Genomic DNA, 26,763 nt, shown 5'->3' with positions numbered 1-26,763 from the left:
AGCCGCCAGATCCAGGTGAACCAACCTTTTCAGGTTGGGCTTTTTTCATGCCTTTGTGAAAGTTGAGTTTCACTGATCCTTTTCGCAATTCACCATCCACGACACACCAAACCGATCAACCAACATGCCGAAGCGAGCCGCCCAGAACGTGGTTTCCAGTGGCATTTCAACTTTGCCGCCGTCCGACAACGCAGAAAATACCCGTTCAGCCTCCGCAATGCTGTCGACATTCAGTGAAACCGAACAGCCGCTCATTTCGTCAGTAGGGCGATCAGGTGTTGTGTCCGAGCCCATGATCGCCTGATCTCCCACTAGCAAGCGGGTATGGATGATCAGGTTGTGGTAGTCCGCCGGAAAGTGTTCGAGCGCGGGGCTTTCGCCGAAGGTCATCATGACTTCGATCTGGCCTGGCAGACTTTGGGCATAGAAGGTGAAGGCAGCTTTGCAATCGCCGTTGAAGATCAGATAGGGATTGATTTTCATGCTTTGCTCCCGGTTACGAAGAGGCGAAGAGAGGCCGAATTCACCTCCGGCTCCGCAGTGATTGGGCTCCCATTAGCAAAGCGTTAGATGTCGTGATTGGCGGGAATTGTTTAGATGTTTTTTCTATTGAAGCGACGTGGCTTATGGCTTCCGGCGCCTAGGTGTCGATCCACGGTCACGGGGATATCGTCCTGGGTCCTCAAGCTACTGCGCGTGGAACCGTGGGGCGCAGCAAACGTTCGATGGCTCCACTCACCAGACTCTCCAACAGCTCAACGCGCTCTCGCTCATCCAGCGAATGTTGCGCCAACCAGCCGGGCGCGCTGTTGAGTAAGTTTGCGATTGCATGTCCGGCGGCCAGCAGACCCTGTTCACTGAAGCGGGACCGGGCCCCGAGCATCAGCAACAATTTGCGCTCGTATTGCTCGCGCAGCTGCCGAACCCGTTCCTGTTGCTCTTCATTCAGGCAGCCGCTGTCACGCTCTGCCAGACGAAAATGCCAAGGCATCTCCTGATGCAGGTTCAAATGCGCTCGGATAAGGGCATGGAGTTTGTCACGTTTTGCCGGCGCCTTTTGCTCGATCCGCCCCAAGGTTGCCAACAGCTCTTCGTAGAACTCTTCGATCAGGTCGAGCAGCAAGTGCTGTTTGCTGGGGTAATGGTGATACAACGAGCCGGGAGCGAGCCCCAGGCAGGTCGCGAGCTCACGCATGCCGACCTGTCCGAAACCTTTGCAGGCGAATAGCTCCAGCACCTTGTCCCGGTACTCGGCAAAGCGCGAGCAACGCTCAGGCATAGGCATGGAAGCCACGCCCCGTTTTGCGCCCCAGGTAACCGGCGGCGACCATTTCCTTGAGCAGTGGAGCAGGACGGTATTTGCTATCGTTGAAGCCGTCGTAGAAGGCTTCGAGGATCGCCAGCACGGTGTCCAGACCGATCAGGTCTGCCAACGCCAACGGCCCGATCGGCTGATTGCAGCCCAGGCGCATGCCGGCGTCAATATCTTCGGCGCTGGCCAGGCCTTCCTGAAACACCAGGATCGCTTCGTTGATCATCGGCACCAGAATCCGGTTGACCACGAAACCCGGACGGTTGCCCGCGGTGATCGCGGTTTTACCGAGAGTGGTCGCCATGTCCAGCGCCAGGGCGTGGGTGGCGTCGCTGGTTTGCAAACCGCGAATCACCTCGATCAGGCCCATCACCGGCACCGGGTTGAAGAAGTGCAGACCGATGAAGCGCTCAGGCCGGCTCACGCTGGCAGCGAGTTGGGTGATGGACAGCGAAGACGTGTTGGAGGCAATCACGCACGCGTCGCTGACCTGCGCGGCGATCTGTTGCAGCACACGCAGTTTCAGCTCGAGGTTTTCGGTGGCGGCTTCGATCACCAGTTGCACGTTCTGCAGGTTGCTGTAGTTGGTGCTGGTACGGATCTTGTCGAGGGCGGCGAGCTTTTGCTCTTGCGTCAGCGTTTCCTTGGCGATCTGTCGATCGAGGTTTTTACTGACGGTTGCGACGGCCTTTTGCAAGGCGCTCTCGGAGATGTCGAGCAAGGTCACGTTAAAACCGGCCAAGGCGCAGACTTGCGCAATGCCATTGCCCATGGTGCCTGCGCCGATCACGCCAATGTTTTGCAGATTCATGTTCTGTCCTTCCGATCAAATCCCGCGATACCTTGGCCGCCATAGGGGCCGAAGGCGTACTATTGGCCGCGAGTCTAGAGCCGGCAGGGCGGTTGTCCTATGCCGAAACTGTTCAACGGCACTGGTGTTTTTTGCCATTCGGGTGATGGGGAGAGAAGCGTTCACATGCGGGAAAAGGACTCGGTTTCCGCCTACTTCGTGCAGGCAATGATCCATGGGCTGGGAAACAATCCGCAACGTCAGAGGGCTGCGCTGGAACAGGCGGGCATCGACCCTGCGTTGATGGAGCAGCCTACTGCGCGTGTGCCGGCGAGTGCGTTTGCCGCGTTGTGGTTGATTCAGATCCGCGAGCTCAACGATGAGTTCTTCGGGCTCGACTCCCATGGCATGCCACCGGGCGGTTTCGCCCTGATCTGCCGGGCATTGATTCAGGAACCTGACCTGCACAAAGCCATGCGCCAGTGCCTGGCCAATTTCGCGCTGTTCCTCCATGACTTTCGCGGCACGCTGACAGTGCGCGGAAAACGTGCAGTGATCAGCCTGCAGAACCACTCGCCAAACAGCGACGTCAGTCGTTTGGGCGAGGAGACGTTTCTGGTGTTGATGATCAGTCTGCTCTGCTGGCTGGGTGGGCGGCGCATCCCCATCGACCGCGCAGATTTTCGCCATGAGCGTGTGTCGCTCAGCGATGACCGTTTACTCTGGGGCCCCAACCTGACCTTTGGCGCCGAGCGTACCGAAATCGAATTCGCCAGCCACTATCTGCGTCTGCCGGTGGTTCAGGATCTGGCCTCACTGAAAGTGTTTTTGCGCACCGCGCCGCAATGGCTGGTGATCCGTTTTCGTAATCAGCACGGCCTGGCGTCGCAGGTCCATCAGCGCCTGCGTAACAGTCATTACAGCCAATGGCCGACCTTGCAGGCCTTCGCCCTGGAACAGCACCTGAGCCCCAGCACCTTTCGCCGAAAACTGGAGCGCGAAGGGTGTTCGTATCAGGAGATCAAGGACGAGGTGCGCCGCGGTGTCGCGTTCGAGCAACTGCGTCAGAGCAAGGCGAGTATCAGCGACATTGCCGAGCAACTTGGCTTTCAGGAGCCAAGCGCGTTTCACCGGGCGTTCAAGAAATGGACGGGAGAAAGTCCGGGACGGTATCGGGCGAGGTATCAGGGGGAGCTCACGGAGTGAACCCTGTTCTTGATCGTTTTACCTCGTTACTCGACCAGGCGAGACGCGCCTTGCTGCTGGTCTGGGCAACGTCTCGCGGACTGTTTCTGGGATTGGTGCTGGCGACTCTGATCGCCGGTGTACTCCCGGCACTGGCGGCCTGGTTAGGCCAACGTATCGTCGATGCGGTCGTCACCGCCATGCAGTTGCACGCGCAACAGGGCAGTGCGCCGTTGTGGCCGGTCGTGCGTTATGTGCTGTTTGAGGCGGGCGTGCTCGCGTTGCTGTCCGGGGCTCAGCGGGCGCTGTCGGTCCAGCAGTCGCTATTGCGGGTGCAGTTGGGGCAGAAGGTCAACACGATGATTCTGGAGAAGGCCCAGACGTTATCGCTGGTGCAGTTCGAGAATTCGGAGTTCTACGACAAGCTGGTTCGGGTGCGCCGCGAAGCCTCGACCCGGCCGTTGGCGCTGGTGATGAAGTCATTGGGGCTGATCCAGAACCTGATCGTGTTGATCAGTTTTGGTGTGTTGCTGGTGCATTTTTCGCCCTGGGCGCTGGTGCTGCTGGTGGTCGGTGCACTACCGGTATTCTTCGCCGAAGCACATTTTTCCGGTGATGCTTTCAGGCTTTTCACTCGCCGCGCGCCGGAGAGTCGACAACAGAATTACATCGAAACGCTGCTCTCCCACGAGGGCTACATCAAAGAGGTCAAACTGTTCGGCTTCGCGCCGCTGTTGTTGACGCGTTATCGCGAGACGTTCGCGCGTCTCTATGCCGAAGACCGGCGTCTGACGCTACGTCGAGATGGCTGGGGATTTGTCCTCGGTCTACTGGGTACCGGCGCGTTTTATCTGGCCTATGCCTGGGTCGTGGTCGATGCCGTCCATGGCAACATCAGCCTCGGGCAGATGACCATGTACCTGGTGTTGTTCAAGCAGGGGCAGACGGCGGTGAGCAGCAGCTTGAGTGCCATCAGCGGTCTCTACGAGGATGGCCTTTACCTCTCCAGTCTTTATGAATACCTGGCCGAGCCTGTTGTGGCGGATACCGGCATCCTCACCGTGGGCGCGGTACCCGGCGATGGACTGCGTTTCGAAAACGTCGGCTTCCGTTATCCGGGCGCCAGTCGCGCCGCGTTGGAAGGCATCGATCTTCACCTTGTGCCCGGCCACAGTGTGGCGCTGGTGGGGGAGAACGGTTCGGGCAAGACCACGCTGATCAAATTACTGACGCGGCTGTACCGTCCTGATCAGGGCCGTATCCTGCTGGACGGCAGCGATCTTCAAGCGTGGGAAGAAGACGCGCTGCGGCGGCGCATCGGGGTGATTTTTCAGGACTACATCCGCTATCAATTCTCTGTCGGCGAGAACATCGGCGTCGGTGACACCCTGGCGTTCAACGATGAACAGCGCTGGCAGGCCGCCGCCGCCGAGGGCATGGCCGCACCCTTTATCGAAGGGTTGGATCGAGGGTATGCCACGCAATTGGGGCGGTGGTTTGCCGGAGGCCAGGAACTGTCCGGCGGGCAATGGCAGAAGATCGCGTTGTCGCGCGCCTACATGCGGCGCAACGCCGATATCCTGATTCTGGATGAGCCGACCTCTGCACTTGACCCGGCAGCGGAAGCAGCGGTGTTTGAGCATTTCAGTGAGCACACCGAGGGCCGGATGACGTTGCTGATCTCTCACCGGTTTTCCAGCGTGCGCAATGCGGACCACATCATCGTGCTGGACCAGGGAGCGATCCTTGAGCGAGGCGATCACGACAGTCTGGTGGCCGCGGGCGGGCGCTATGCGCAGTTGTTTGATTTGCAGGCCCGCGGTTACCGATAGATCTCAAGACTCCTGAGAAACCCGCGTCACCGCCGGCCCGGCCATTTGTGTTGGTGTTGTTTTCATCAAGCCGTCGAGTGCCTGGCGATACTGGGTACCGCCCCGGCTCATGCTGTTGTTGTGCGTACCACCGGGCACCAATAACAGGTGCTTGGGTTCGTTGGCGGCATTGAACAACTGCTGGCTGAATCGCGATGGCATGAACGGGTCGGCCAGGCCATGGACCACCAGCAACGGCATGTTGATGTCGACGATCTTGTCGATGGAATCGAACTTCTGCGACAGCAGCCAGCGCACCGGCAACCATTTCACTGGCAGGTTGCTGTCGGCCGCTTGCGCCACGGCATCGCCCAGCGAGGTGAAAGTGGATTCGATCACCAGACCGCGCACCGGCACCACGCCATGGTCCTTTTTCGCCTGTGCGGCCAAGTCTGCCGCCAGGTCGATAGCCACCGCGCCACCCAGAGAATGGCCGTAGATCAGGCGCTTGTTGGCGTCCGGTTGCATCTTGGTGAAGCGCTCCCAGGCGGCTCGGGCGTCTTCGTAAACACTGGCTTCCGACGGCAGATCACCCTTGCTCTGGCCAAACCCGCGGTAGTCGATGGCCAGCACCGAATAGCCCATGGCGCGCAATTGCTCGATGCGGAACGCCTGGCCCGTCAGGTTCCAGCGCACGCCATGCAGGTAGAGGATCGACGGCGCATCGCGACGCGCGGCCGGCCACCACCAGGCATGCAGGCTTTGCCCGGCCTTGAAGCTGGCGGGTTTGATGTCGAATTCCTGAACGTCTTGCGGCAGACCGCGATACCAACCAGCGTTGCCCGGCTCGATACGAAACAGCAGCTCGCGCTCTGTGTACTTGAGTACACCGCAACTCACCGGCAAGCCGACGATTAGCACGGCCATGCACAGCAGCGGCAGCCAGCGTCGACGCAGACGAGTGAGAAGGGAAGCGGTCATTGAGTGGCTCGCCGGTAAAAAACTGAAGCTCGGGTTTTAACAGATGCGCCAGGACAGCAGTGAAATTTTCGACAGTCGTACCGTCGTCATCGAGGTGCTTCATAAAAGGTTGAGCGAAAGTTCCTACGCGAAAAATACCAACGTCCTTCTAGAAGATAGGCCGGTTCCTACATGCACTATTTTCTCGTGTGCCTACAGTCAAGTTGTCTGCATTAAGTAGACGCGGCTAATCACAGGAGAACGAAATGCTTGAGCTCACTGAAGCTGTGCAACAACTACTGGACCGGACTACCGCTCAGGTAAGGCAGGAGTCCAGCCGTCAGGTCACCAACGTGCTGCATTACACAAACAGGGAAGATGGACCGCCTTGGGAAATTACGTGGGCGACAAGGAACAAAGATCAAAACCAATAAAGCCTGGTATTGCCCGACGCTGATTTAGGTCGGGCTGATTGCTGTTCATGGGTACCTGTTGCCTGGAGTTGATGCATGAATATTGAGGCTTGGCGGGGCGTACAAAGATTGTTGGATGATTATGTAAAAGTAAGGCCGGATGACTGGGTAATGCTGATCCATTCCAGCGATAGCGATGAGCAGGCGGCTTGGGTCAGCGTCGCTTTGGAGTGCCGAAAAATTGAATTTCGCAGAGTCTGGATGCAGCCTCTGCGCGATGATGCCTTCCAGGAGCGCCTCATAAGCGCAATGCCGGAACCGCATGAGTTAACCGGTCGCATTGTTGTGATTACATTGGAGCGGGACACGCTGTCCCATCACGCAAAACTGCGCACGGCACTGGCTCCTTTCAAGCGTGCGCGTCAGGTGGTATTCCGGATAATCAATGCCTGCGAAGCGCTGTTCTCGACTGCATTGCAACCGGGTCCCGATGAATTGTCTGCCCGCAACACCACCATTCTGGAGCGCGCTCTTGTGGCGAACCGAATGAGGATTACTTCGCCCGGTGGGACCCATTTACGGATAGTGCTCGATAACCATCAATATCGCTGGGTCAGTAATCGCGGCAGCGCTCGTCTCGGCGGTACGGTGGTGCTGCCCGCTGGCGAAGTGGCTACATTTCCGGCCTCCATCGAAGGCGTACTCGTCGCGGATTTCGCGTTCAACGTCAACGCGCTCACTTCTCAAGATGCCCGGTTGCAGGCTCATCCTGTAAGGGTTGAGATAAAAGAACGACGCGCCTGTAGCTGGGTATGCCAAAACCTGTCGGTCCAACGTTTTCTGGATGAATGCTTCAGTCAGTCGTGCGTACGGAACGTAGGGGAGCTGGGGCTTGGTACCAACATGGGTATCACTGCTAGTCTGGCGCTGAACTCGCATATCAATGAGCGCTGCCCCGGTGTGCACATTGGATTTGGGCAGCACAATCAGGATCCAGAACAAGTGGGCTATGACTGTCGTCTACATCTGGACCTGATCGCGCGTGGCGGGTTGATCTGGTTCGACGATGACCCCGTTCCACTCGACCTCGCCAATCTGGCGCCTTCCAAAAATCCCCATCCCGTCAGCCCCCGAGACGAAGATGCGTTCCAGCCCGATGATGATGAGCTGGAGGATTGCTGTGGCGTGATGACGTGTGACGGTTTAAGGCTCATCACTCATGGGGGCGATTGATCCCGGCGGTTGGCACGGGCTCCTGTCGAGGCTTCAAACTTCGGGCACGGTTTGCCGAAGCTGCTTAACTAACCATGTCCGTTTCGCCAGAGCCTTGTGTGATGCCTGAATCCAATCGTTTCGAGGAAGTCGTGACACTGATCGTCAAACACCGGGTCAAGGCCGGTTTTGAAGTGCCTTACGAAGCCTGGCTTCGACACATCGTGGGTGTGGCGGGGCAGAGCGAAGGGCATCTGGGCGTGGACGTGATTCGCGGCAAGAGCGGCGGCCTCGATATGTTCACTTGCGTGCTGCGTTTTTGCTCCACCGAGGCGATGCAACGCTGGCTCGATTCGCCGCAACGGCAAGCACTGGTCAACGAAGCCACGCCGATGCTGGCGGACGGTGATCAGACTGAGGTCAATCCGGTTAATGAATTCTGGTTCGCCCCGCAGGCTGAAGCGGGATCGCCACCGCCGCGCTGGAAGCAGGCCGTGGTGACGTTGTTGGTGATTCTTCCGCACACTTTGCTGGTGCCGCTGATCTGGGGGCCGTTGCTGCAGCTCAATGCTGTCCTGTCCAATTACATCGTTGCCACCTTTCTGATCACCCTGACCATCGTGCTGTCGGTGGTGTACCTGTTCATGCCGATGGCGACACGATTGTTCGCGCCTTGGCTGTCCCATTCCGGCCCGAGCCGCTGACGTTATCAGCGGCTCCCACAGGGATTTGTGTTGTTTGGGCATCAGCGGTTGTCAGGACCTTTTGTCATCGCCTGGTTCGCCGCCGACATGTACGCCATGATCGTCGCCCACTTCACCGGAGCGATGCACGCCGTGATCGTCGCCGATTTCACCGGCGTGATGAACCCCGCGATTGTGGCCGACTTCGCCCGCGTGATGAACGCCGTGATCATCTCCCGGTTCGGCATGAGTGCCGCTACGCCCGGAAGAGGATGAGGCCGAGTTGCCGGAATGGCCCGAGCCATGATCGCTGCCACTGTGACCGCTGCCGCTATTGCCACCACTGCCGCTTCCCCCGTGACCGCCGCTATTGCCTCCGCTGCCGCTGCCACCGTGACCACCGCCATTGCCGCCGCTGCCGCTGCCACCGTGACCACCGCCATTGCCGCCGCCACCGCTTCCACCGCCGCCACCAGAGCCCCCGCCTCCACCGCCACTCCCGCCATCCTTGGCCTGCGCGCTCGATACACCGGACAGGCTGTCCGGAATCAGTACGGTAGACGCCGACAGAACTGCGCCAATCGCTACTGCAAGTAAAAGCTTGTTGATGTGCATGTCGTTCTCCGTCTTTTGATTCGGGTTGGAACGTTGATGAACAATGCAACGTGCTGCTTGATTCAGTTGATAAACACTTCAACGTGCGGATTTATTCATTTGTATCGTCGATGAATAATGCAACGTACAGCTCGACCCTGTTCCAGGGGTCAGTGAATACTCGAGGCCAGCTCGAAAATCGGGATGTACATCAGGATCACGATCACCCCGATCAGCAGGCCGATGAAGGTCATGAGCAAGGGTTCGAACAGCCGCACGAACCATTCGATCCAGCGGCTGATTTCTTCGTCGTAGAAGTCGGCGCTGCGCTCCATCATTTGCCCGAGGTTGCCGGACTGCTCGCCAGCGCGCAGCAAGCGCAGAGACACCGGTGTCACCAGATGATTGAGTTCCAGGGCGGTCGACAGCGACTGACCCTCGCGCACCCGTTCGCAGGCCTGGTCCAGGCGCGCGCGGGAGGCGACGGTGAGCAGGCCGCGAACCATGCCCATGGCGGTGACGAGGGGAATGCCGCCTTGCAGCAGAATCCCCAGCGAGCGGTAGAAGCGAGCCAGTTCGTACATGAAGATGCGTTGATGGACCGCCGGGAGTTTTTCGATCACGCGGTCCATGCCCCGGCGAAAGGCCGGTTGGCGCTGGAGGAAGGTGATGGCGACGATGATCGCCAGCAATGCGCCGAAGAATTCGCCCTGATGGGCGTGCAGGAACATCCCGCTGCTCATCAGGATCTGCGACAACCACGGCAGGTTCGAACCCAGCCCTTCGAACACCAGGCTGAAGCGCGGCACCACGTAGCCCATCAGAAACAACACCACGCCACCGCCCACCACCAGCAACAGCATCGGATAGATCGAAGCGCTGACGATTTTTTGCCGAACCTCGTCCATGCGCTGGCGATAGCTGACATAGCGGCCCAGGGCATCGCCCACGGCGCCGGTCTTCTCGCTGGACTGCACCAGCGCAACGTAGAGCGGTGGGAAAACTGCTGATAACTGGCCCAGTGCCTGGGAGAAGGACTTGCCTTCATAAAGCAGGCGCACCAGTTCGCTCAAGGTCTTGCGGGCCTGGGGCGCGTTCTCTTTTTCCGCCAGGCTTTCCAGCGCATCGATCAGCGGCAGGCCCGCATTAAGCAACGTGGTCAGTTCCTGGCTGAACAGCACCAGGTTGAAGGTTTCGCGCTGTCGTAAGCGCAGCGCACGCCAGTGACGCTCGGCGTACAGGCTGACGACCCGATAACCCTGGTCTTCGACAATTCGACGGGCTTCGCTGTGGCCGAGCGCCTCGACGGTCATCGAGACGACGCCGGCCTTGCCAACGGCTTTGAGATGAAAACGCATGGTCGCCACTCCCGTTATTGCCAGCTGGTGACTTCGGCGTTTTCGCCTTCGCCGCCGGGTTGGCCGTCCTTGCCCATGGACAGCAAGTCGTATTCGCCGTTTTCGCCGGGGTAGCGATAGGTGTAGTTACGGCCCCACGGATCCTGCGGGAGTTTTTTCTGCAAGTAAGGGCCGGTCCATTTGGTTTCATCGCTGGGCGCGGTGACCAGCGCCTGCAAACCCTGTTCGGTCGACGGGTAATGACCGACCTCCAGACGGTACAGATCCAGTGCTTTGCCCAGGCCTTCTATTTGCGCCTTGGCCACCTTCACTTCGGAGCGGCCCAGTTGGGCGAAATACTTCGGCGCGACGATGCCGGCCAACAGCCCCAGCACCACCAGCACCACCAACAGTTCGAGCAGAGTGAACCCGCTTTGGGCACGCGGGGCGGAACGCAAACGCTGATTCATGATGACCTCACACAGTCGGCAGAAGGGTCGCCGTGAAGGCTTATGCAATTGCCATGCTCATGCCCGGACAATCTTCTGCAACCCCTGAATTACGGGCCTTCGCGCATCCGGCGCAGTGCTTGCATATGGCTGGTTTACTGCCGGCCATTGGGGCATTAGCCCCATTTTTCGGGGCCGGGCAGGGGAGGCAAAAAAATGAAAACACTCACCACAGGACTGCTCGGTCTGCTGGTGCTGACCGGCGTCGTACAGGCCGATGTGTTCGTTTCCGTGGACGCCAAGGGCAGCTACGTTCTGTCCAATGTCCACCGTCCCGGCCGCACCTATGAACGGGTGATTCACGAGACTGAAACCGCCCGGGTCAGCATGGATCAGCAACCCCAGATGATTGCCCGGCAGCCCTATGCCGAGCTGGTTTCGGCGGCTGCCACGGCCAATGAATTACCGGCAGCGCTGTTGCATGCGGTGATCCAGGCCGAGTCCGCGTATGACTCCGGTGCGCGGTCACCCAAGGGCGCGGGCGGGTTGATGCAATTGATGCCTGAGACCGCCCGGGAGTTGGGGGTGAAGAATGTCTACGACCCGAAAGCCAACATTCAGGGTGGCGCCAAATACCTGAAGCACCTGATGACCCTGTTCGATAACGACATCAGCCTCGCCGTGGCGGCCTACAACGCCGGGCCGCAAGCGGTGCTCAGCCGTGGCGGGGTGATCCCGCCGTTCGCCGAAACCCAGCGTTATGTGCCCAGTGTCTTGCGCCAATACCGACGCTTACAGGGCCTGGCCGCGGATGCACCGCTGTGATCGGCAACCGTGGGGCACGTTCCCCCAATAGTGGGGAATGGTTGCCCCGGCCGAAAAGTGGGGAATAAGTGGGGAATATCCCCCGAGTTATTAAGTCGTTCATATAACTTATTGAAAAATAACTAAATTATTTATGGCATGCGGATTGCTCAAGGGGATTAGTCGAGAAGTATTCCCTGTGAGCACCCACAGCGAGGCCCGTGATCATGACCGGCATACCCAACACTCCGTCCGTTTTTAAATTGCTGCTGTTGGTGGTGTCGATGCTGGGCATTGAGCTGGCTGGAGCGGCCGTGCGTTGCGAGCGCAATCTGGTGGCTAACGTCGTGGCGCTGGATCAGCCGCTGATGTTCAACCGCCTCGGTGCACAGAACGTCAACGGCATGATGTTCGCCCTGCGCCGCGATGTGGTCGATGACCACGAGATGTCCCTGGCCCAGGGCGGGGCGGCGGTGCCGGGCAAGGTTTCGCTGCGGCCCGACAAGCGTCCGCGTCCGTTGGTGCTGCGCGTCGCTGCCGGTGATTGCCTGACCATCAACCTGCAGAACCTGCTCGCCTACCAGGCCAACCCCGGCAGCCACGAAAACGGGGGGGATGAAGAGGGTGAGATTGAGGGCGAAGTCGCCATCGGCAACGAAGACGAATTCAAGGTCGATGAACAGGTCGCCGACCGCCACGTCGGCTTCCAGGTCAATGGCATGCAAGCGGTTAACAGCATCGACGACATTGCGTCCTATACCGGGCGCAACGCCAATACCTTGATTCCCCCCGGCGCCACCCGTTCCTACACCTTGTACGCCGAGCGCGAAGGGGCGTTTGCCGCCAGCAGCCGCGGCGCGACCTTCGGGGGTGAAGGCGATGCGGGCAACGTTGCCAACGGCCTGTTCGGCCAAGTGGTGGTGGTGCCCAAGGGCGGCCGCTCCTATCGCAACACCGTGACCGAAGAAGAAATGCGCCTGGCCAGCGTCGGCCGCACCCCGGCCGGCCAACCGATTGTCGATTACCAGACGCGCTATCCGCAGCGTGAACCGTGGATCCGTGAAGGCAAGGCCGGCACGCCGATCATCAACATGGTCGACGGCAATGAAATCATTTCCAGCGAGAGCGACGCGATTGTGATGGGCAGTAACGCCGACGGCAGCTTCCCGCCGTCGACCTATCCGCTGGAGGCGATCGGCAAACGCAACCCGGCGATCCCGAATCGTCTGGAACCGTTCCGCGATTTCGCCTCGCAGTTCCAGGATGAAACCGCCGCGACCCAGGCGTTCCCCGCCTACTTTGCAGACCCGGTCATGGCCCACGTGCTGGAGCCGACCCGCGACTCGTTCATGATCAACTACGGCTCCGGCGGCATGGGCGCCGAAGTGGTCGCCAACCGTTTGGGCGTCGGGCCGATGCACGATTGCCTGTCCTGCGCCTATGAAGAATTCTTCCTCAGTTCGCACACCGTCGGCGACGTGGCGATGTTGGTGGATGTACCGGCCAACGCCGGTCTGGAAGGCATTCTCCCCGGTCAAGTACCTCGCGCTGATCAGGTCGGGGTCAAGGCGACCATGGCGCTGTACCCGTCCGAGCCGTCCAACGTCAACCACAGCTACATCGGTGACTTCATCAAATTCCGCAACACCCACAACGGCCACGAGCAGCACATTTTCCACCTGCACGGGCACCAGTGGTTGTTCAACCCCAACGACGACAACTCCGACTATGTGGACGCCCAAGGCATCGGTCCAGGCGCCGGTTACACCTATGAAATCGCCAACGGTGGTTCGGGCAACCGCAACCGGGTCGCGGGCGATGCGATCTATCACTGCCACTTCTATCCGCACTTTGCCCAAGGCATGTGGAGCATGTGGCGGGTGCATGACGTATTCGAAGAAGGCACCAAACTCGAGGTGTCCCAACAGGGTGCCGACGGGTATCACAGCGAACCTTATGCACTGCGCAGCGGTAAACCGGCTGCTGGCGCCAGGGCCTTGCCCGATGGCGAGATCGTTGCCGGTACACCGATTCCAGCTGTCGTGCCGCTGCCAGGCAAAGCCATGGCGCCGATGCCGGGCAAAGTCGCGGTCGTGCCGAGAATCGGCGAAACCCTGGTGGCTGGTGGTGATGACGACGATGACGAGGAGGATGACGACGGTGAACATCACGGCGGTAACGGCGGCGCTCAAGCCATCGGTTCGCTGGCCCTGGTGGATCGCAGTGAAGCCAACCGCAATGCCGATGGCAGCCTGAAAAACCCTGGCTATCCATTCTGGATCGGCGGCATGGAAAGCTCGGTCGGCCAGCGCCCACCGACCCCACCGCTGGACATGCTTGACCCTGCCAAGGCGCAGTCCTTGAAAGCCAGCGGCAACGCCTTGTGGGCCAATCTCGACCCGGCTCAGTCCGGTGGTTGGGACGGCGGCCTGGGGCGTCATTCCCTGGACGGTTTCTCTGCCGGTGGCGTGGCGCACACCATTACCACGTCCCTGGATTTCTCCAAGGAAGTGACGCGTGCCAAACCCATTTACATGCCGGAAGAGGGCACCGAAGTCGAACAGGCGGCCATGGCGTTCCACGCCAAAAAAGACCACCCGAGCTTCGCCGTGCTTCCCGGTAATCAAATCGTGGCGCGCAACTTCCGCACCAACGGCGCCTTGCCGATCGCCGGCGCTCCGTACTTCGAACCGTGCATGGATGACCGGCAGAAACGCCTGACCAGCAGCGCCGGCACCGGCGAGTTTGCCAGCGGCGAGCGGATCGACGGCATGTCGTTCACCGGCTCCTCGACCTTCACCGCCGACCGGCCACGGGTCTATAAAGCCGCGAACATCCAGTTCGATGCGGTCTACAACAAGGTCGGTTACCACTTCCCGCAAGCGCGCATTCTGGCGTTGTGGGAAGACGCCTGGCCGGTGATCAACAAGCAGCGTCCGCCAGAGCCTCTGGTGATGCGCATGAACACCTTCGACTGCGTGCAGTACCAGCAAACCAACCTGGTGCCGGCCACCTATGAAATGGACGACTATCAGGTGCGCACGCCGACCGACGTGATCGGCCAGCACATCCACCTGCCGAAATGGGACCTGACGGCCGCCGACGGTTCGGCCAACGGCTGGAACTACGAAGACGGCGTGCTTTCCCCGGGTGCCGTGCAAGAACGCATCCACGCCATTCGCGAGTTCAACCAGTGCGAAGGCACCGACCCGCGTGACGGCACACCGGCCTGCCCGAAAGCCAAGAATCACCCGTACTTCGGTCAATTTGGCCGGGCGGATTGGGTAGGGGCGCGTACGGCAATGCAGCGCTGGTTTGCCGATCCGGTGGTGAATGCTAAAGGCGTCGACCGTGGCCTGGGGACCATTTTCACCCATGACCACCTCGGCCCATCGACTCACCAGCAGATCGGTCTGTACGCCACTGTGCTGGCCGAGCCGGCCGGTTCGACCTGGTTCCACGCCGAAACCGGCGAGCCGTTGTACAGCGGCGCGCGCCAGGATGGCGGGCCGACTTCATGGCAAGCGGTGATTTCCACCGGTGACATCGATGGTGACGGCAAGAATGACAGCTTCCGTGAGTTCTTCCTCGAATACAGCGACTTCCAACACGCCTATGAAGCCGGTGTGTACGTCGGCGCTGGCCCCAACGGCGTGCCTAATCCGCAAGCCTTCCCGGCCACGGCAGACAGCTTCCGCTACGCGATCAACCCTCCGGTGCGCAAAGAAGCCGAGACCCTGCTTGAACAGGTGGTCGAAGCCCGCGGTGGCCTGATGCCCGGTTGCCCAAGCCGGCCATGCCCACAAGCCATCTCGGTCGATGACCCTGGCATGTTCGTGGTCAATTACCGCAACGAACCGCTGGCCCTGCGGGTGTATGACCCGAACAAGGTCGGCCCGGACGGCAAGCGCGGCATGCAGGCCGACGGCCTCGGCGGCGACCTGGCGTACGCCATGCAAAGCCGCACCGACCGCGCCATCCCGGCGATGAACCTGGCGCCGAACCTGGTCACCGCAGCCACCGGCCCAACCGGCGGCACCACGCTGTTCCCGCCACACATCAACCGTGGCGGCGCAGAACCGGGTGACCCGTTCACCCCGATGCTGCGCACCTACACCGGTGACAACGTGCGGTTGCGGGTGCATGCCGGTGGTCACGAAGAAGAGCACAACGTGACGCTGCACGGCGTGAAGTGGCTGCAAAGCGGTTCCGGTTTCGGCAACAGCTCCAACTCCGGCTGGCGCTCGTCGCAGATGATCGGGATCTCCGAGCAGATGGGCTTCAATGCGCCGGTGTCGATGGTCTCCAGCTCCGCCGCGACCACCGGGGATTACCTGTACTCGATGGACGCCTCCCTGGAAGGTTACTGGAGCGGGATCTGGGGCGTGATGCGCAACTACACGGCGCAGCGCAGCGACCTGTTTGCGCTACCGAACAACGCGAAACCGGCCGGTATGCGCAACACCGTGGCGTTCGATGGCATCTGCCCACGGTACGGCGCCAACCCTAACGGCATCGGCACCCGGCCGACACCACAGCGCAACTATGAAGTGGTCGCGGCGCTGGCCAATGACATCCTTCGCAATCCGTTGAACCTGTCTATCGGTGATCCGGCGGGGATGGGTCAGCATGTCGGCGGGCCATTGAATCAGGCGGGCGGCACCCTGGTGTACAACTCGCGGGCAGTGAGCATTCCTCAGGATACGGTGAACGACCCCGAGGACGGGACGACCTTCACCATCGGCGGGCAAAGCGGGCCATTGCATGATCCGACGGCGATCCTGTATGTGCGCAAGGGCGACCTCGATACGATCACCGGCAAGCTGAAACCCGGTGTGCCTGTCGAACCGCTGGTGCTGCGTGCGGCGGCCGGTGACTGCATCAAAATCACGCTGGAAAACCGTCTACCCATGGTGATGCCGGATCTGACTCAGACGGCTTCGGTGATGGGCATGGTCAAGCGTGACCGTAATGGTGGCGAGGGCTCGACCACCTTCAGCAATAACCTGATGCGGCCGTCCAGCACGGTGGGCCTGCACGCACAGCTGCTGGCGTACGACATCACCAAATCCGACGGGACCAACGTCGGCACCAACCCGACCCAGACCGTGCCACCGAGAGTTGGCAATGTTGGGGCGTACCCGACGCGAACCTATCAGTACTACGCCGGGCACCTGGAGCGTGAAGGCAAGCCGATCACGCAACTGGGCCGCAGTGTCGACAACATCAATGCCACGGCGGTGGAATTCGGCGGGCTGAATTTCACCCCGGCGGACGTCATCAAGCAGCCGCAGAAAGGCTTGGGTGGTGCGATGAGCATCCTGCCGATCGGCGCAACCTGGGTTGAAGACACGCGCAAAGTGAATGCGACCGTCACTGCACCGGGGCAAACCACCTACCGCGATTTTGCGATGGTCTGGCAGAAGGCGTTGAACATGCGCTGGGCCAATGGTCGTCCGGTGGAAGGTATTGCCTCGGAGGCCGGTGTGCCGACCGATCCGCAGGACAACTCGAGCATGGCCATCAACTACAAGACCGAGCCGATGTGGTTCCGCTTTGGGCTGCCACCGGATGCGCCGTTCGGCCACGCCGACGGCCATGGTTACGGCGACGTGCCTAACGCGCACATGGCCTACAGCAATGCGCTGGTGGGGGGCGATCCGCAAACGCCGGTGCTGTATGTGAAACCGGGGCAACCGTTCCGCACGCACATTCTGATGCCGACCGGTGGCAGCCGTGGCTCGACCTTCCAGTTGGACGGTCACGTCTGGTCGATCAACCCGTTCCAGTCGGAGAAGAGCGATTCCGGTGGCTATCCGATGATGACACCTGGGGTGGGTTCGGTGCGGTTCGGCTACAACCCGATGTCGATGTACATCGGCGCCCGCGAAAGCATCCTGCCGGCGGCGCACTTCAGCTTCATGCACCCGAGCGCCGGGGGCAGCAACGCGATACCGGGCGACTACCTGTTCCGTGATTACGGCGCCTACGGCAACACCGCCGGGCTTTGGGGATTGCTGCGGGTGACCAACGAACCTGAACCGGCTCCGGCACCTTGAGCCATAGCAGACACAGATCTGAAGGGGAGAAGCATTATGAACAGGACCATCAAAGTGGCCGGATGCGCACTGGTTGTGGGGGTGGCTTTGGTCTGGCTCGGGGTGTGGCGCACGATGCCCCCGGCCACGCTGAGCGAGGTCGCGCTGCCGGACACCTGGAGCGGCCAGATGCTTGAGCGTGACGGGGTGTCGGTGGCGCTCGAGGTGCGGCCGCTGGCGCAGGACGGCGTGCTGCGCGAGGGCGAGTTCGCCGACGTGCGCTTTCGGGTCACTGACAGCGCTTCGGGTCAACCCTTGTCGGGTGTCTCCCCCGGCGCCTGGCTCGATCCGGAAGCCGTCGCCGCCGACCAGGCCCAGGGCCGCGAACGCAGCTGCAAATCCCGGGTCGGGGTGTTTCTGAAATCGAGCATCGGCGCGCGGCCGTTGCTCGATATGAACAGCTACTACCTGCTGGTGATGAACCGCGATGCCAGCGTCTCGGTGGTCGATCCGTCGGTGTCGGTGGGCGGGATCACCAGCACCATGGCGCGGATCGACATCAAGCAGCCGCCGATGGATTGGGTCACGCCCCGTGACAACAAGCGGGTGTTCATCTCGATGCCAACCGCCGATGAGATTGCGGTGATCGACAGCGAGCAGTTCAAGTTGATCGACTCGGTGGCTGCCGGCAGCAACCCGGTACGGCTGGCATTACAACCGGATGAGCGTCTGCTGTGGGTCGGCAACAACGCGAAATCGGCCGAGGCGTCCGGGGTGACGGTGATCGACACGCGCAGCCTCAAGATGCTCAAACACCTGGCCACCGGTGCCGGGCATCACGAAATCGCCTTCAGCAAGGACAGTCGTTTTGCCTTCGTCACCAACCGCGATGACGGGACGCTGAGCATTATCGACATCGCCAGCCTGACCATCAGCAAGCAACTCAAAACCGGCTCGCACCCGTTGTCCGTGGCGTACTCGCCGCTGTCCCAGGCGGTGTATGTCGCCGATGGCAAGGGCGGCACCGTGACCGTGGTCGACACCGCGAGCCTCGCGGTACGGCGGGTGATCAAGATGAAACAGGGCCTGGGCCCGATGGGTTTTAGCGCTGACGGTCGTTTCGGCATCGTGCTCAACACGCTGGAGAACCAGGCCTCGGTAATCGACGCGGCCACCGATTCGTTGATCCATGAACTGGACGTGTCCGCCGAACCCTATCAAGTGGTGTTCACCAAGGCCTACGCCTACATTCGCGGACTGGCCTCGGCCAAGGTCACGATGATCAACCTGTCGTCCTTGGGTGAAGGCCGCACGCCGATCAGCCAGGGCTTCGAAGCCGGGCCTCAGGCGCCACGGCTGGCTGGTGACCTGCCGCTGGCATCGAGCCTGGCGGTGTCGCGGGATGACAACGCGGTGTTTGTGGTCAACCCGGTGGACAACACCACCTACTTCTACGCCGAAGGCATGAACGCGCCAATGTCCGGCTACCCCAATCGCGGACAAGTGGCGCGGGCGGCGATGGTCATCGACCGCAGCCTGCGCGAAGTCGAGCCGGGGCTGTACAGCGCCCGGATCAAACTGCCCGCCGCCGGACGCTTCGACGTGGCCTTTCTGCTGAACCAGCCGAACATCATCCATTGCTTCACGGCCTTGGTTGAGCCGGATAAAACCCTCGCTCAGCACCCGGGTGTGCCGAAGGTGGAATTCATGCTCGACACGTCCACGGCCGCCCTCGGCAGTTCTTACGTGGTGCGTTTTCGCATCGTTCAGGGCAAGCAGAAGGCACAGCGCAGCGAGGTCAAGGACGTTCAGGTGCGCTACTTCCTGGCCCCGACGTCCCGGGTCCAGCAAGTCGCCGCGCTGGAAGTGGGCGACGGCGTTTATGAAGCCCCGGTGACCCTCGACCAGAACGGCGCCTGGTACCTGCACGTACGCGCGGCGTCGCTGGGCGCGAGTTTCGACGACAAGACTTTTGCCAGCGTTCGGGTCCTGCCCGGCGATGCCCATTAAAAGGAGTTTCGACATGAACCGATTCGCACACCGTGGACTGCTGACGTTCTGTCTGTTGGCCGCCGGTATCGGCCAGGCCCTGGCCCACTCGGCGGATGAACACGCCGGTCACGAAATGCCGGCCAAAAGCGCCCGTTCGGAAAGCGCCCAGGTCAAGTTCGCCGACGTGGCGCTGGTGGACCAGAACGGCAAACCGGTGCGCCTGGAAAAAGACCTGGTGACCAACAAGATTGTGGTCATGAGTTTCATCTACACCAGTTGCACCACGGTTTGCCCGGTGGTGTCGTCGATCATGGGCAAGGTGCAAAAACAGCTGGGTGCCCGGGTCGGTGGCGAGGTGCAACTGGTGTCGATCAGCATCGACCCGCAGCGCGATGACGCCAAACGCCTCAACGACTACGCCCGCAACTTCCAGAACGGCCCGGGCTGGAGCTGGCTGACAGGCAGTTCGCAGTCGATCAACGAAACCCTCAAGGGACTGGGCACCTTCAGCGGGGACTTCAAAAGCCATCAACCACTGATTCTGGTGGGTGACGGCAACAGCCGCCACTGGACCCGCTATTACGGCTTCACCGACCCGACGGTGCTGGCCCGTGAAGTGGAGAAACTCAGCGGTCAGCGCCACGTCCACGCCAAGCACACGGCCATTGCTATGGAGCAGCAGCCATGAGAACCCTCGACCGGATCACCCTGATGGTGTGTTTTTGCATGTTCAGTTCGCTGGCGTCCGCTCACGAAGGGCACGAAGAGCCGGCACCTGAGGTGTCCGCCGTTGCCGCACCGCCCGGCTTGGTTACGGGCACTGGCACCCGCGATGCGAAAACCTGGTTCACCGACACGCCGTTGCAGGACCAGAACGGTGAGACCCTGCGTTTCTATAGCGACGCGCTGCAGAACCGCGTGGTGCTGTTGAACGTGATTTTCACCAGTTGCAACGATGCCTGCCCGCTGATCACCCGCAAGCTCAAGGAAGTGCGTGAGTTGCTGGGCGACAAGGCGGACGGCATCACTTTTATCTCCCTTACCAGTGATCCGCAGCGGGACACGCCAGCGGTACTCAAGGCTTACACCTTGAAGCAGGGCGTCGATGGCCCTCACTGGCTTTTTCTTACCGGCGACAAGGCACAGATGGACCTTGTATTGGGGCGCATCGGCCAGATCGTGCCGACCCCCGAGCAGCATTCAACACAACTGATCGTGGGTGACGTGGCCAACAAACGCTGGAGCAAAATCCGTCCCGATGCCCCGGCCGCCGCCATTGCCCAGCGTTTGCAGTTGCTGACAATGCCCGTGGCCGGTCGTTGAGCCTGCGCCATGAAAACCTCACTTATCCTCGGCCTGCTACTGCTGGGCGGTTTCCATTTAGCCGCTGAAGCAATGCCGCTGAGCCCCAACGAAAGCGCCGGTAAACGGCTGTATCGTGAGGGTATTTCCGGGAGTGGTGAGCCGATCATGGCCCGGGTCGGGGCGGCAGGTATGCTGTTGCCGGCCACCAGCCTGCCGTGCGCCAACTGCCACGGCGCCGATGGCCTCGGGCGGCCCGAAGGCGGGGTGCGACCGCCGGATCTCAGATGGTCGCGGCTCACCAGCAGCTACGGCCAGCAGCACATCAATGGCCGTGCGTACCCGGCGTATACCGAAGGCACGTTGGCGCGGGCTATTCAGGAAGGGCGTGATCCGGGCAACAATCGGCTCGACCCGGCGATGCCGCGATTCGTCCTGTCGATGAATGATCAGCGCAACCTCACGGCCTACCTCAAACGCGTGGCCGAGGACCGTGACCCCGGCCTGACCCCCGACAGTCTGCACCTGGGCACCTTGTTGCCAAGCCAGGGGCCGTTGAGCGAGGAGGGGGCCACGGTGGCGGCGGTGCTCCAGGGCAGCGTGGCGCGAATCAACGAAGCGGGCGGGATTCATGGCCGGCAGTTGCGCCTGACCATCGTCGATCCGGGCCCGGACCGCGCCAGTGCCGAGCAGGCGCTGGATCAATTGATCGAGCAGGAACAGGTGTTCGCCCTGATCGCGCCGCTGGCACCGGCACTGGACTCGGACCTGGCCGCGCGCTTGGAACGGGCCGGCATTCCGCTGATCGGACCGCTTTCATTGCTGGGCACGGCGCAGGCCAGTCGGCAGATTTTCGAACCGCTGCCGGGTTTGCGTGAGCAACTGATCGCCTTGGCCGATTACGCCATCGACAATTTGCGGGTGCTCCAGGGGCCGACGCTGATCACCTACCCGGACGAGCCCAGTCAACGGTTGGCGGCGCAGAGCCTCGGCCAGTACTTGCAGGATCACGCCTGGCAAAAGGTCAGTCTGAAAGCCTACGACTCGGCACAAGACGAACTGCCACTGGGCTCGCGTTCGGTGTTTTACCTGGGCAGCGGCGGCGGTTTCAGTGGCCTCGCCGAGCGCTTGCAGGCGGCGGGGCAGGTGCCTTATCTGTTCGCTGCGTCGAACCAGGTGGCGGGTGATCTGTTGCAGGTGCCCAGTGATTTTTCCCGGCGGGTGTTTCTGGCTTATCCGTTCGTGCCCAGTGACTGGACGCTGGCCGGACGCCTGGCCCTGACCCAACTGCGCGAACGCCAGGGGCTCGGCGGTCAGCATGCGATGCTGCAAGTCGGCGCGTTCAGTTCGATGTTGCTGCTCAGCGAAGGCATGAAACAGGCCGGGCGCGACGCCAGCCGCGAGAAACTCATCAGTGCGCTGGAAGGCCTGCATAACTTCGATACCGGGCTGACCCCGCTTATCAGCTTCGGTCCTGGTCGCCGCCAGGGCTTGCGTGGTGCGCATATCGTCACCGTGGACTTGCCCGGCCAGCGCTTTTATCTGGTCGCTCCCTATAAACCCATTGCCGCTACACCCTGACTGGAGGTCTCGATCATGCCGCTCAAGACTCTGTTGCTCCTGCTGACGCTGTGGGTTCCCGTGGCGTTCTGCAGCAATGGCCCGGCCGCCGCGCGGGTCAATGGCGAGGAAATTTCCGAATTTCGCCTGGAGCGTTATTTCGCCGAGTACCTGGAGGACCAGGGCCGGGCGCTGGGTAGCATCCGCAACCCCAAGGCCTACAAACAATTGCGTCAGGCGGCACTGACAGCTTTGATTGACAAAGAATTGCTGTGGCAGGAAGCCGTCAAGCGCGGGGTGGTGGTCAGTGACGCGGTGGTGCAAAGCCAAATCGATCAGGCCCGGCAGGCCATGGGCGGGGCTGACGTGTTCGCCCGGCGCCTGGAAGAGGCCGGATTCGACGAGGCTGCGTATATCGAGTACACCCGCCGTGAGCTCGCAGCCCAGCAAGTGTTTGCCGACCTCACCCAGGTCGCCGGGCCTGACGAAAAACAGATCCGTGCGTTCTATGAAGAGCATCGCGCCGAGATGAGCCGGCCGGAACAAATCCAGGCACGGCACATCCTGATCAAAGTGCCTCAAGGCGCGGATGCCGCCACAGTTGAAGCAGCCCGGCTACGCTTAGAGGAGATGCAGGTGAAAATCAGCCAGGGTGAGGACTTTGCCAGCGTGGCCCGGGCCGGTTCCGAAGACGATTCCGCCAGCGAGGGCGGTGATCTGGGCTATTTTCCTCGTGGGCGGATGATGCCTGAATTCGAAGCGGCGGCTTTTTCCCTGGCACCGGGGGCTGTCAGTACACCGGTGCGTACACCGCTGGGCTGGCATTTGATCTACCTGCAGAACCACTTGGAGGCGACCGATGTCTCAGAGGTGCAAGGGCTTGAAATGGTCAGGGCTTACCTTGCCCGACAGCAACAAGCTCAGGCTCGTCTACAGGTTCTCGCGCAACTGCGATCAAGCAATCGAATCGAACGGGTTGACGATGATTGAAGGTTCCCCCCCAACAGTGGGGAATAGCTTCAAGGTACATCCGAGTGCTTCCCCGCCTTTGGGGGATGGAGTTTCTGGACGAAATGGTTTTTTCATGAAAATCAAAGACGTGCAACGGTAAAAAAACCGGCGATCAGCCTGGCATGAAGTGTGCGTTAGCCTCAGTGAAGGCGCGTACTCCCAGGGCTGGAACATCGGACCTGCGGTTTCAAGGAGTCGACCTTGTTAAACAAAGTACTGGTTGTCGAAGACGAACAGCTCCTTGCCGAAAACCTCAAGGATTACCTTCAGGCGCAAGAGCTCGACGTCCGGATTGCACGTGACGGTGTGACGGGTATCGGTGAAGCCGAACAGTTTGCACCCGATGTGATGGTGTTCGATTACCGCTTGCCCGACATGGAAGGCTTTGAGGTGCTCGATGCTGTCCGCCAGAACAGGAAGTGTCATTTTGTGCTGATTACCGGGCACCCAACCGCTGAAGTCTGTGAGCGGGCCCGGCAACTGGGAGTCAGCCATATCCTGTTCAAACCGTTTCCATTGGCGGAATTGGCCCGAGCAGTCTGCGACCTTCTGGGGATGGAGCGCGAAGCCAAAGCAGGCATGAGCAATTCGCAAGGTTTTGTCGAACGACGCCAGAGCAGGACCGAGAGTTTCCCGCTGCAGTTGTACGACGGCAGTTGGGTGCTGGCAGAACGTCGACAGAGTCTATCGACTTCCATGGCACCAGACGACGAACAATTGCTCACCGGGGAGTAGTGGCGCGACAAGACGTTCCGGCATCCGCCGCAATGGCCTGCCGCGTCGACAGGGCTCAAAGCCCCCGGCGTTGGAGAGCATGCCATGGACCGTCTATCCCTTGTCGTCGAACCGGCGCTGTTGGACTGTGTACCGTCTCGATTTTCCAGTGAGCAACTGGCCCAGGCCCGGGCCAGGGCCGCCAGTTCCGGCGAACGTATCCTGGAAGCCCTCGGGGTGTTGTGCGAACTGGCCCCCATGCCCTTTATCCAGAACCTCGGCGCGACCCTGCATTATCCGGTGCTCGACACCGACAGCCTGTTCAAAGCCACCCCGGTGTTCGACCGGGTCACCCTGGCCCAATGCCTCAAACGCGAATTCATCCTGCTGCGTCACGACGATGCGGTCATTGGCGTCTTTGCCGACCCCTTCGATACCTCACGCCTGGCCTGGATCGACGACTGCCTGCACGGCGCGCCGCTGTACCTGGTGCATGCCGACGACCTGAAGGCCTACCTGGCACGCCACGAAGAGAGCTTCCACGCCGTGGAATCGCTCAACGCCCAGGCCGACGCCAATGTCGAAATCGATACCCTGCAAAGCCTGTCCCTGACCAGCATCAGCGAGGACGCCAGCGTCGTCGTCAAACTGGTCAACTCGACCCTCTACGACGCGCTGAAAATGCACGCCAGCGATATCCATCTGGGCACTACCGGCAGCGGTCTGGTGATCAAGTACCGGATCGATGGCGTGCTGAACAACATCAGCAAAATCCAGGGCAGCGAATTCGCCGAGCAAGTGATTTCCCGGGTCAAGGTCATGGCCGAACTGGACATCGGCGAAAAACGCGTGCCCCAGGACGGTCGCTTCAAGATCGGCATCAGCGGCCGGCAGATCGACTTTCGGGTCTCGATCATGCCGAGCATTTTCGGCGAAGACGCAGTGCTGCGGGTCCTCGACAAACAGGACCTGGCAGACAAGGTCTGCGGCGTGCAGTTGCAAGCCCTGGGCTTCGAGGACGAAACCCTGCGCCATCTGCGTCGGCTGGCGGCCGAACCTTACGGCATGGTGCTGGTGACCGGCCCCACCGGTAGCGGCAAAACCACCACGCTGTACGCGATGATCACTGAGATCAACCACGGCGTTGAAAAGATCATCACCATTGAAGACCCGGTGGAATACCAACTGCCGGGTGTGCTGCAAATCCCGGTCAACGAAAAGAAAGGCCTGACCTTCGCCCGTGGTTTGCGCTCGATCCTGCGCCATGACCCGGACAAGATCATGGTCGGTGAAATCCGCGACCCCGACACCGCCCAGATCGCCGTGCAATCGGCGCTCACCGGGCACCTGGTGTTCACCACCATTCACGCCAACAACGTGTTCGACGTGATCGGCCGGTTCACCCAGATGGAAATCGACCCTTACAGCCTCGTTTCGGCACTCAATGCGGTGCTGGCCCAGCGGCTTATCCGACTGGTCTGCGCCAGTTGCAGCGCGCCGGCTTACCCGACCGATGAAGAATTGCGCCTCTCGGGCCTCGATCCGCGACAGGTCGATCACTACCACTTTGTCCACGGCAAGGGCTGCGGCAATTGCCGGGGCACCGGTTACCGCGGGCGTACGGCGATTGCCGAACTGCTGCACCTCGACGACGAGCTGCGGCAAATGATCGTCGAGCGCCAACCGATTTCTAAAATCAAAGCCCTGGCCTGCAGCCGTGGCTTGCGCCTGTTGCGCGAGTCGGCACTGGAGCTGGTGCAAGCGGGGCGGACCACGCTCGAGGAGATCAATCGTGTCACTTTTATCTCGTGATCGTTTTGTCGCCGTGCTCGGCGCCAGTGGTGTCGGTCTGGGCCAGCGCCGTGGCAGTGAAACCCTGTGGCTGGGCAGCGTCGGCTTTATCGACGAAGGCTTCCATGCCTGGGCCGTGGCGCTGGAAACCCTCGACCGTCTGCTGGGCGAACATACCCGTCCCGGTGCCGAATTGAGTGTGGTGATCTCCGGGCACTTCAGCCGCTTCTGTCTGGTGCCCTGGAGCGAACAAATCAGCAGCCCTGCCGAATTGCTCGGGTTTGCCCAGCTGTGTTTCGAAGACCTTTACGGCGTACCGACGCAACCCTGGAGCATGGTGCTGTCGGCCGAACCGGCGGGCTACGACCGGGTTGCCACCGCGCTGCCGCAAGACTTGCTGACGCATCTGCGCTCGCTGGTCACGGGTCGTGGCCTGCGCCTGCGTTCGGTGCAGCCGTACCTGATGGCGGCGTTCAATCATTTCGATAAAAGCTTCGAAGCCGGCGACTTCCTGTTCGTGGTCGCCGAGCCAGTGCGCAGTGTTTTGTTGCTGGCCCGGGAAGGGCGCTGGGCATCGGTGCGTTCGGTGGGCAGCAGCGACAGCGACGCCGCACTGACGGCATTGATCGGGCGTGAAAACCAATTGCAGGCGTCCACCAGCGAACGGCCGCTGAACGTTTACCTGCACGCGCCGGCACGCATTGACTCGCACCCTGACGTACCCGGCGTGCACCTGCGAACCCTCGAAGAACACCGGACATCCGTACGCGATGGTTTGTACGTCATGTCCCGGGCGGTGGCCTGA

General features: G+C 61.0%; 21 protein-coding genes. 14 read left to right on the top strand and 7 right to left on the bottom strand.

Features of this window, described 5'->3' with window-relative positions:
* Nucleotides 1-69: 69 nt before the first annotated feature.
* The 3 genes from ACA056_RS18270 to ACA056_RS18260 all read right to left on the bottom strand — a co-directional run bounded on the left by ACA056_RS18270 (nt 70) and on the right by ACA056_RS18260 (nt 2,123).
* Nucleotides 70-483, bottom strand: a complete 414-nt coding sequence (locus ACA056_RS18270; protein WP_497266693.1) for a VOC family protein — start codon at nt 481-483, stop codon at nt 70-72.
* A gap of 199 nt (nt 484-682) precedes the next feature.
* The gene (locus ACA056_RS18265; protein ID WP_497266691.1) at nt 683-1,285 is read right to left on the bottom strand and encodes a TetR/AcrR family transcriptional regulator; all 603 of its coding nucleotides are present in this window, start codon (nt 1,283-1,285) and stop codon (nt 683-685) included.
* Nucleotides 1,272-2,123, bottom strand: a complete 852-nt coding sequence (locus tag ACA056_RS18260) for a 3-hydroxybutyryl-CoA dehydrogenase (protein WP_497266689.1) — start codon at nt 2,121-2,123, stop codon at nt 1,272-1,274. Before ACA056_RS18260 ends, ACA056_RS18265 begins: the two co-directional genes overlap by 14 nt.
* A 165-nt stretch (nt 2,124-2,288) precedes the next feature.
* Here ACA056_RS18260 and ACA056_RS18255 point away from each other — a divergent pair, with 165 nt between their 5' ends.
* Together ACA056_RS18255 and ACA056_RS18250 are read left to right on the top strand one after the other, a co-directional pair.
* Nucleotides 2,289-3,308, top strand: coding sequence for an AraC family transcriptional regulator (locus ACA056_RS18255; protein WP_056746510.1), 1,020 nt, complete (start codon nt 2,289-2,291; stop codon nt 3,306-3,308).
* Entirely contained in the window at nt 3,305-5,119 is a 1,815-nt protein-coding gene (locus ACA056_RS18250) for an ABC transporter ATP-binding protein (RefSeq protein WP_497266687.1), read from the top strand. The genes ACA056_RS18255 and ACA056_RS18250 overlap by 4 nt, the downstream gene beginning before the upstream one ends.
* 3 nt (nt 5,120-5,122) lie before the next feature.
* Here the strand turns inward: ACA056_RS18250 and ACA056_RS18245 are convergent, their stop codons facing one another.
* Complete coding sequence (locus tag ACA056_RS18245; RefSeq protein ID WP_497266685.1) at nt 5,123-6,079, bottom strand: alpha/beta hydrolase; 957 nt, start codon at nt 6,077-6,079, stop codon at nt 5,123-5,125.
* A 488-nt stretch (nt 6,080-6,567) separates the two neighbouring features.
* Here ACA056_RS18245 and ACA056_RS18240 point away from each other — a divergent pair, with 488 nt between their 5' ends.
* Entirely contained in the window at nt 6,568-7,704 is a 1,137-nt protein-coding gene (locus ACA056_RS18240; RefSeq protein WP_497266683.1) for a CgnE/CgnB domain-containing protein, read from the top strand.
* 101 nt (nt 7,705-7,805) lie between these two features.
* Nucleotides 7,806-8,387: an antibiotic biosynthesis monooxygenase gene (locus tag ACA056_RS18235; protein WP_497266681.1), complete on the top strand. Its 582-nt coding sequence runs from the start codon at nt 7,806-7,808 to the stop codon at nt 8,385-8,387.
* Nucleotides 8,388-8,438: 51 nt separating this feature from the next.
* On the opposite strand, the gene ACA056_RS18230 is transcribed toward ACA056_RS18235, so the two are convergent.
* The 3 genes from ACA056_RS18230 to gspG all read right to left on the bottom strand — a co-directional run bounded on the left by ACA056_RS18230 (nt 8,439) and on the right by gspG (nt 10,767).
* Nucleotides 8,439-8,981: a hypothetical protein gene (locus ACA056_RS18230; RefSeq protein ID WP_497266679.1), complete on the bottom strand. Its 543-nt coding sequence runs from the start codon at nt 8,979-8,981 to the stop codon at nt 8,439-8,441.
* Nucleotides 8,982-9,130: 149 nt separating this feature from the next.
* Entirely contained in the window at nt 9,131-10,318 is a 1,188-nt protein-coding gene (locus ACA056_RS18225; RefSeq protein WP_497266677.1) for a type II secretion system F family protein, read from the bottom strand.
* Between the two features lie 14 nt (nt 10,319-10,332).
* Nucleotides 10,333-10,767 carry a type II secretion system major pseudopilin GspG gene (gspG, locus tag ACA056_RS18220; RefSeq protein WP_123367341.1) on the bottom strand — a complete coding sequence of 145 codons (435 nt, stop codon included), beginning with the start codon at nt 10,765-10,767 and terminating at the stop codon, nt 10,333-10,335.
* 195 nt (nt 10,768-10,962) lie between these two features.
* Between gspG and ACA056_RS18215 the strand changes: the two genes are divergently transcribed.
* The 10 genes from ACA056_RS18215 to ACA056_RS18170 all read left to right on the top strand — a co-directional run bounded on the left by ACA056_RS18215 (nt 10,963) and on the right by ACA056_RS18170 (nt 26,763).
* Nucleotides 10,963-11,571, top strand: a complete 609-nt coding sequence (locus tag ACA056_RS18215; RefSeq protein ID WP_497266675.1) for a lytic transglycosylase domain-containing protein — start codon at nt 10,963-10,965, stop codon at nt 11,569-11,571.
* A 206-nt stretch (nt 11,572-11,777) separates the two neighbouring features.
* On the top strand, nt 11,778-17,609 hold the full coding sequence (gene mnxG, locus ACA056_RS18210) for a manganese-oxidizing multicopper oxidase MnxG (protein WP_497266673.1): 5,832 nt from the start codon (nt 11,778-11,780) through the stop codon (nt 17,607-17,609).
* A 36-nt stretch (nt 17,610-17,645) separates the two neighbouring features.
* Nucleotides 17,646-19,598: a YncE family protein gene (locus ACA056_RS18205; RefSeq protein WP_497266671.1), complete on the top strand. Its 1,953-nt coding sequence runs from the start codon at nt 17,646-17,648 to the stop codon at nt 19,596-19,598.
* 13 nt (nt 19,599-19,611) lie between these two features.
* A complete protein-coding gene (locus tag ACA056_RS18200) occupies nt 19,612-20,268 on the top strand; it encodes an SCO family protein (protein WP_497266669.1) in 657 nt (218 codons plus the stop codon).
* Nucleotides 20,265-20,903, top strand: a complete 639-nt coding sequence (locus ACA056_RS18195) for an SCO family protein (RefSeq protein ID WP_497266667.1) — start codon at nt 20,265-20,267, stop codon at nt 20,901-20,903. Before ACA056_RS18200 ends, ACA056_RS18195 begins: the two co-directional genes overlap by 4 nt.
* Nucleotides 20,904-20,912: 9 nt before the next feature.
* A complete protein-coding gene (locus tag ACA056_RS18190; protein WP_497266665.1) occupies nt 20,913-22,463 on the top strand; it encodes a cytochrome c/ABC transporter substrate-binding protein in 1,551 nt (516 codons plus the stop codon).
* A gap of 15 nt (nt 22,464-22,478) precedes the next feature.
* Entirely contained in the window at nt 22,479-23,432 is a 954-nt protein-coding gene (locus ACA056_RS18185) for a peptidylprolyl isomerase (protein WP_497266663.1), read from the top strand.
* A 222-nt stretch (nt 23,433-23,654) separates the two neighbouring features.
* Nucleotides 23,655-24,188 carry a response regulator gene (locus tag ACA056_RS18180; protein ID WP_497266661.1) on the top strand — a complete coding sequence of 178 codons (534 nt, stop codon included), beginning with the start codon at nt 23,655-23,657 and terminating at the stop codon, nt 24,186-24,188.
* 84 nt (nt 24,189-24,272) lie between these two features.
* Entirely contained in the window at nt 24,273-25,979 is a 1,707-nt protein-coding gene (locus ACA056_RS18175) for a GspE/PulE family protein (RefSeq protein WP_497266659.1), read from the top strand.
* Nucleotides 25,960-26,763, top strand: coding sequence for a hypothetical protein (locus tag ACA056_RS18170; RefSeq protein ID WP_497266657.1), 804 nt, complete (start codon nt 25,960-25,962; stop codon nt 26,761-26,763). The genes ACA056_RS18175 and ACA056_RS18170 overlap by 20 nt, the downstream gene beginning before the upstream one ends.

It is taken from the genome of Pseudomonas sp. LBUM1666 (assembly GCF_059695775.1).
Note: the sequence above shows the minus strand (reverse complement) of the source record. Positions and strands in the feature narration are given on the sequence as shown.

Bases quoted from the DNA above. Each gene is read 5' to 3' on its own strand.
- ACA056_RS18190 (WP_497266665.1), top strand. From the start codon at position 20,913: ATGAAAACCTCACTTATCCTCGGCCTGCTACTGCTGGGCGGTTTCCAT.
- ACA056_RS18240 (WP_497266683.1), top strand. From the start codon at position 6,568: ATGAATATTGAGGCTTGGCGGGGCGTACAAAGATTGTTGGATGATTAT.
- mnxG (WP_497266673.1), top strand. From the start codon at position 11,778: ATGACCGGCATACCCAACACTCCGTCCGTTTTTAAATTGCTGCTGTTG.
- ACA056_RS18215 (WP_497266675.1), top strand. From the start codon at position 10,963: ATGAAAACACTCACCACAGGACTGCTCGGTCTGCTGGTGCTGACCGGC.
- ACA056_RS18200 (WP_497266669.1), top strand. From the start codon at position 19,612: ATGAACCGATTCGCACACCGTGGACTGCTGACGTTCTGTCTGTTGGCC.
- gspG (WP_123367341.1), bottom strand. From the start codon at position 10,767: ATGAATCAGCGTTTGCGTTCCGCCCCGCGTGCCCAAAGCGGGTTCACT.
- ACA056_RS18270 (WP_497266693.1), bottom strand. From the start codon at position 483: ATGAAAATCAATCCCTATCTGATCTTCAACGGCGATTGCAAAGCTGCC.
- ACA056_RS18265 (WP_497266691.1), bottom strand. From the start codon at position 1,285: ATGCCTATGCCTGAGCGTTGCTCGCGCTTTGCCGAGTACCGGGACAAG.
- ACA056_RS18185 (WP_497266663.1), top strand. From the start codon at position 22,479: ATGCCGCTCAAGACTCTGTTGCTCCTGCTGACGCTGTGGGTTCCCGTG.
- ACA056_RS18230 (WP_497266679.1), bottom strand. From the start codon at position 8,981: ATGCACATCAACAAGCTTTTACTTGCAGTAGCGATTGGCGCAGTTCTG.
- ACA056_RS18245 (WP_497266685.1), bottom strand. From the start codon at position 6,079: ATGACCGCTTCCCTTCTCACTCGTCTGCGTCGACGCTGGCTGCCGCTG.
- ACA056_RS18235 (WP_497266681.1), top strand. From the start codon at position 7,806: ATGCCTGAATCCAATCGTTTCGAGGAAGTCGTGACACTGATCGTCAAA.
- ACA056_RS18255 (WP_056746510.1), top strand. From the start codon at position 2,289: ATGCGGGAAAAGGACTCGGTTTCCGCCTACTTCGTGCAGGCAATGATC.
- ACA056_RS18195 (WP_497266667.1), top strand. From the start codon at position 20,265: ATGAGAACCCTCGACCGGATCACCCTGATGGTGTGTTTTTGCATGTTC.
- ACA056_RS18260 (WP_497266689.1), bottom strand. From the start codon at position 2,123: ATGAATCTGCAAAACATTGGCGTGATCGGCGCAGGCACCATGGGCAAT.
- ACA056_RS18205 (WP_497266671.1), top strand. From the start codon at position 17,646: ATGAACAGGACCATCAAAGTGGCCGGATGCGCACTGGTTGTGGGGGTG.
- ACA056_RS18225 (WP_497266677.1), bottom strand. From the start codon at position 10,318: ATGCGTTTTCATCTCAAAGCCGTTGGCAAGGCCGGCGTCGTCTCGATG.
- ACA056_RS18175 (WP_497266659.1), top strand. From the start codon at position 24,273: ATGGACCGTCTATCCCTTGTCGTCGAACCGGCGCTGTTGGACTGTGTA.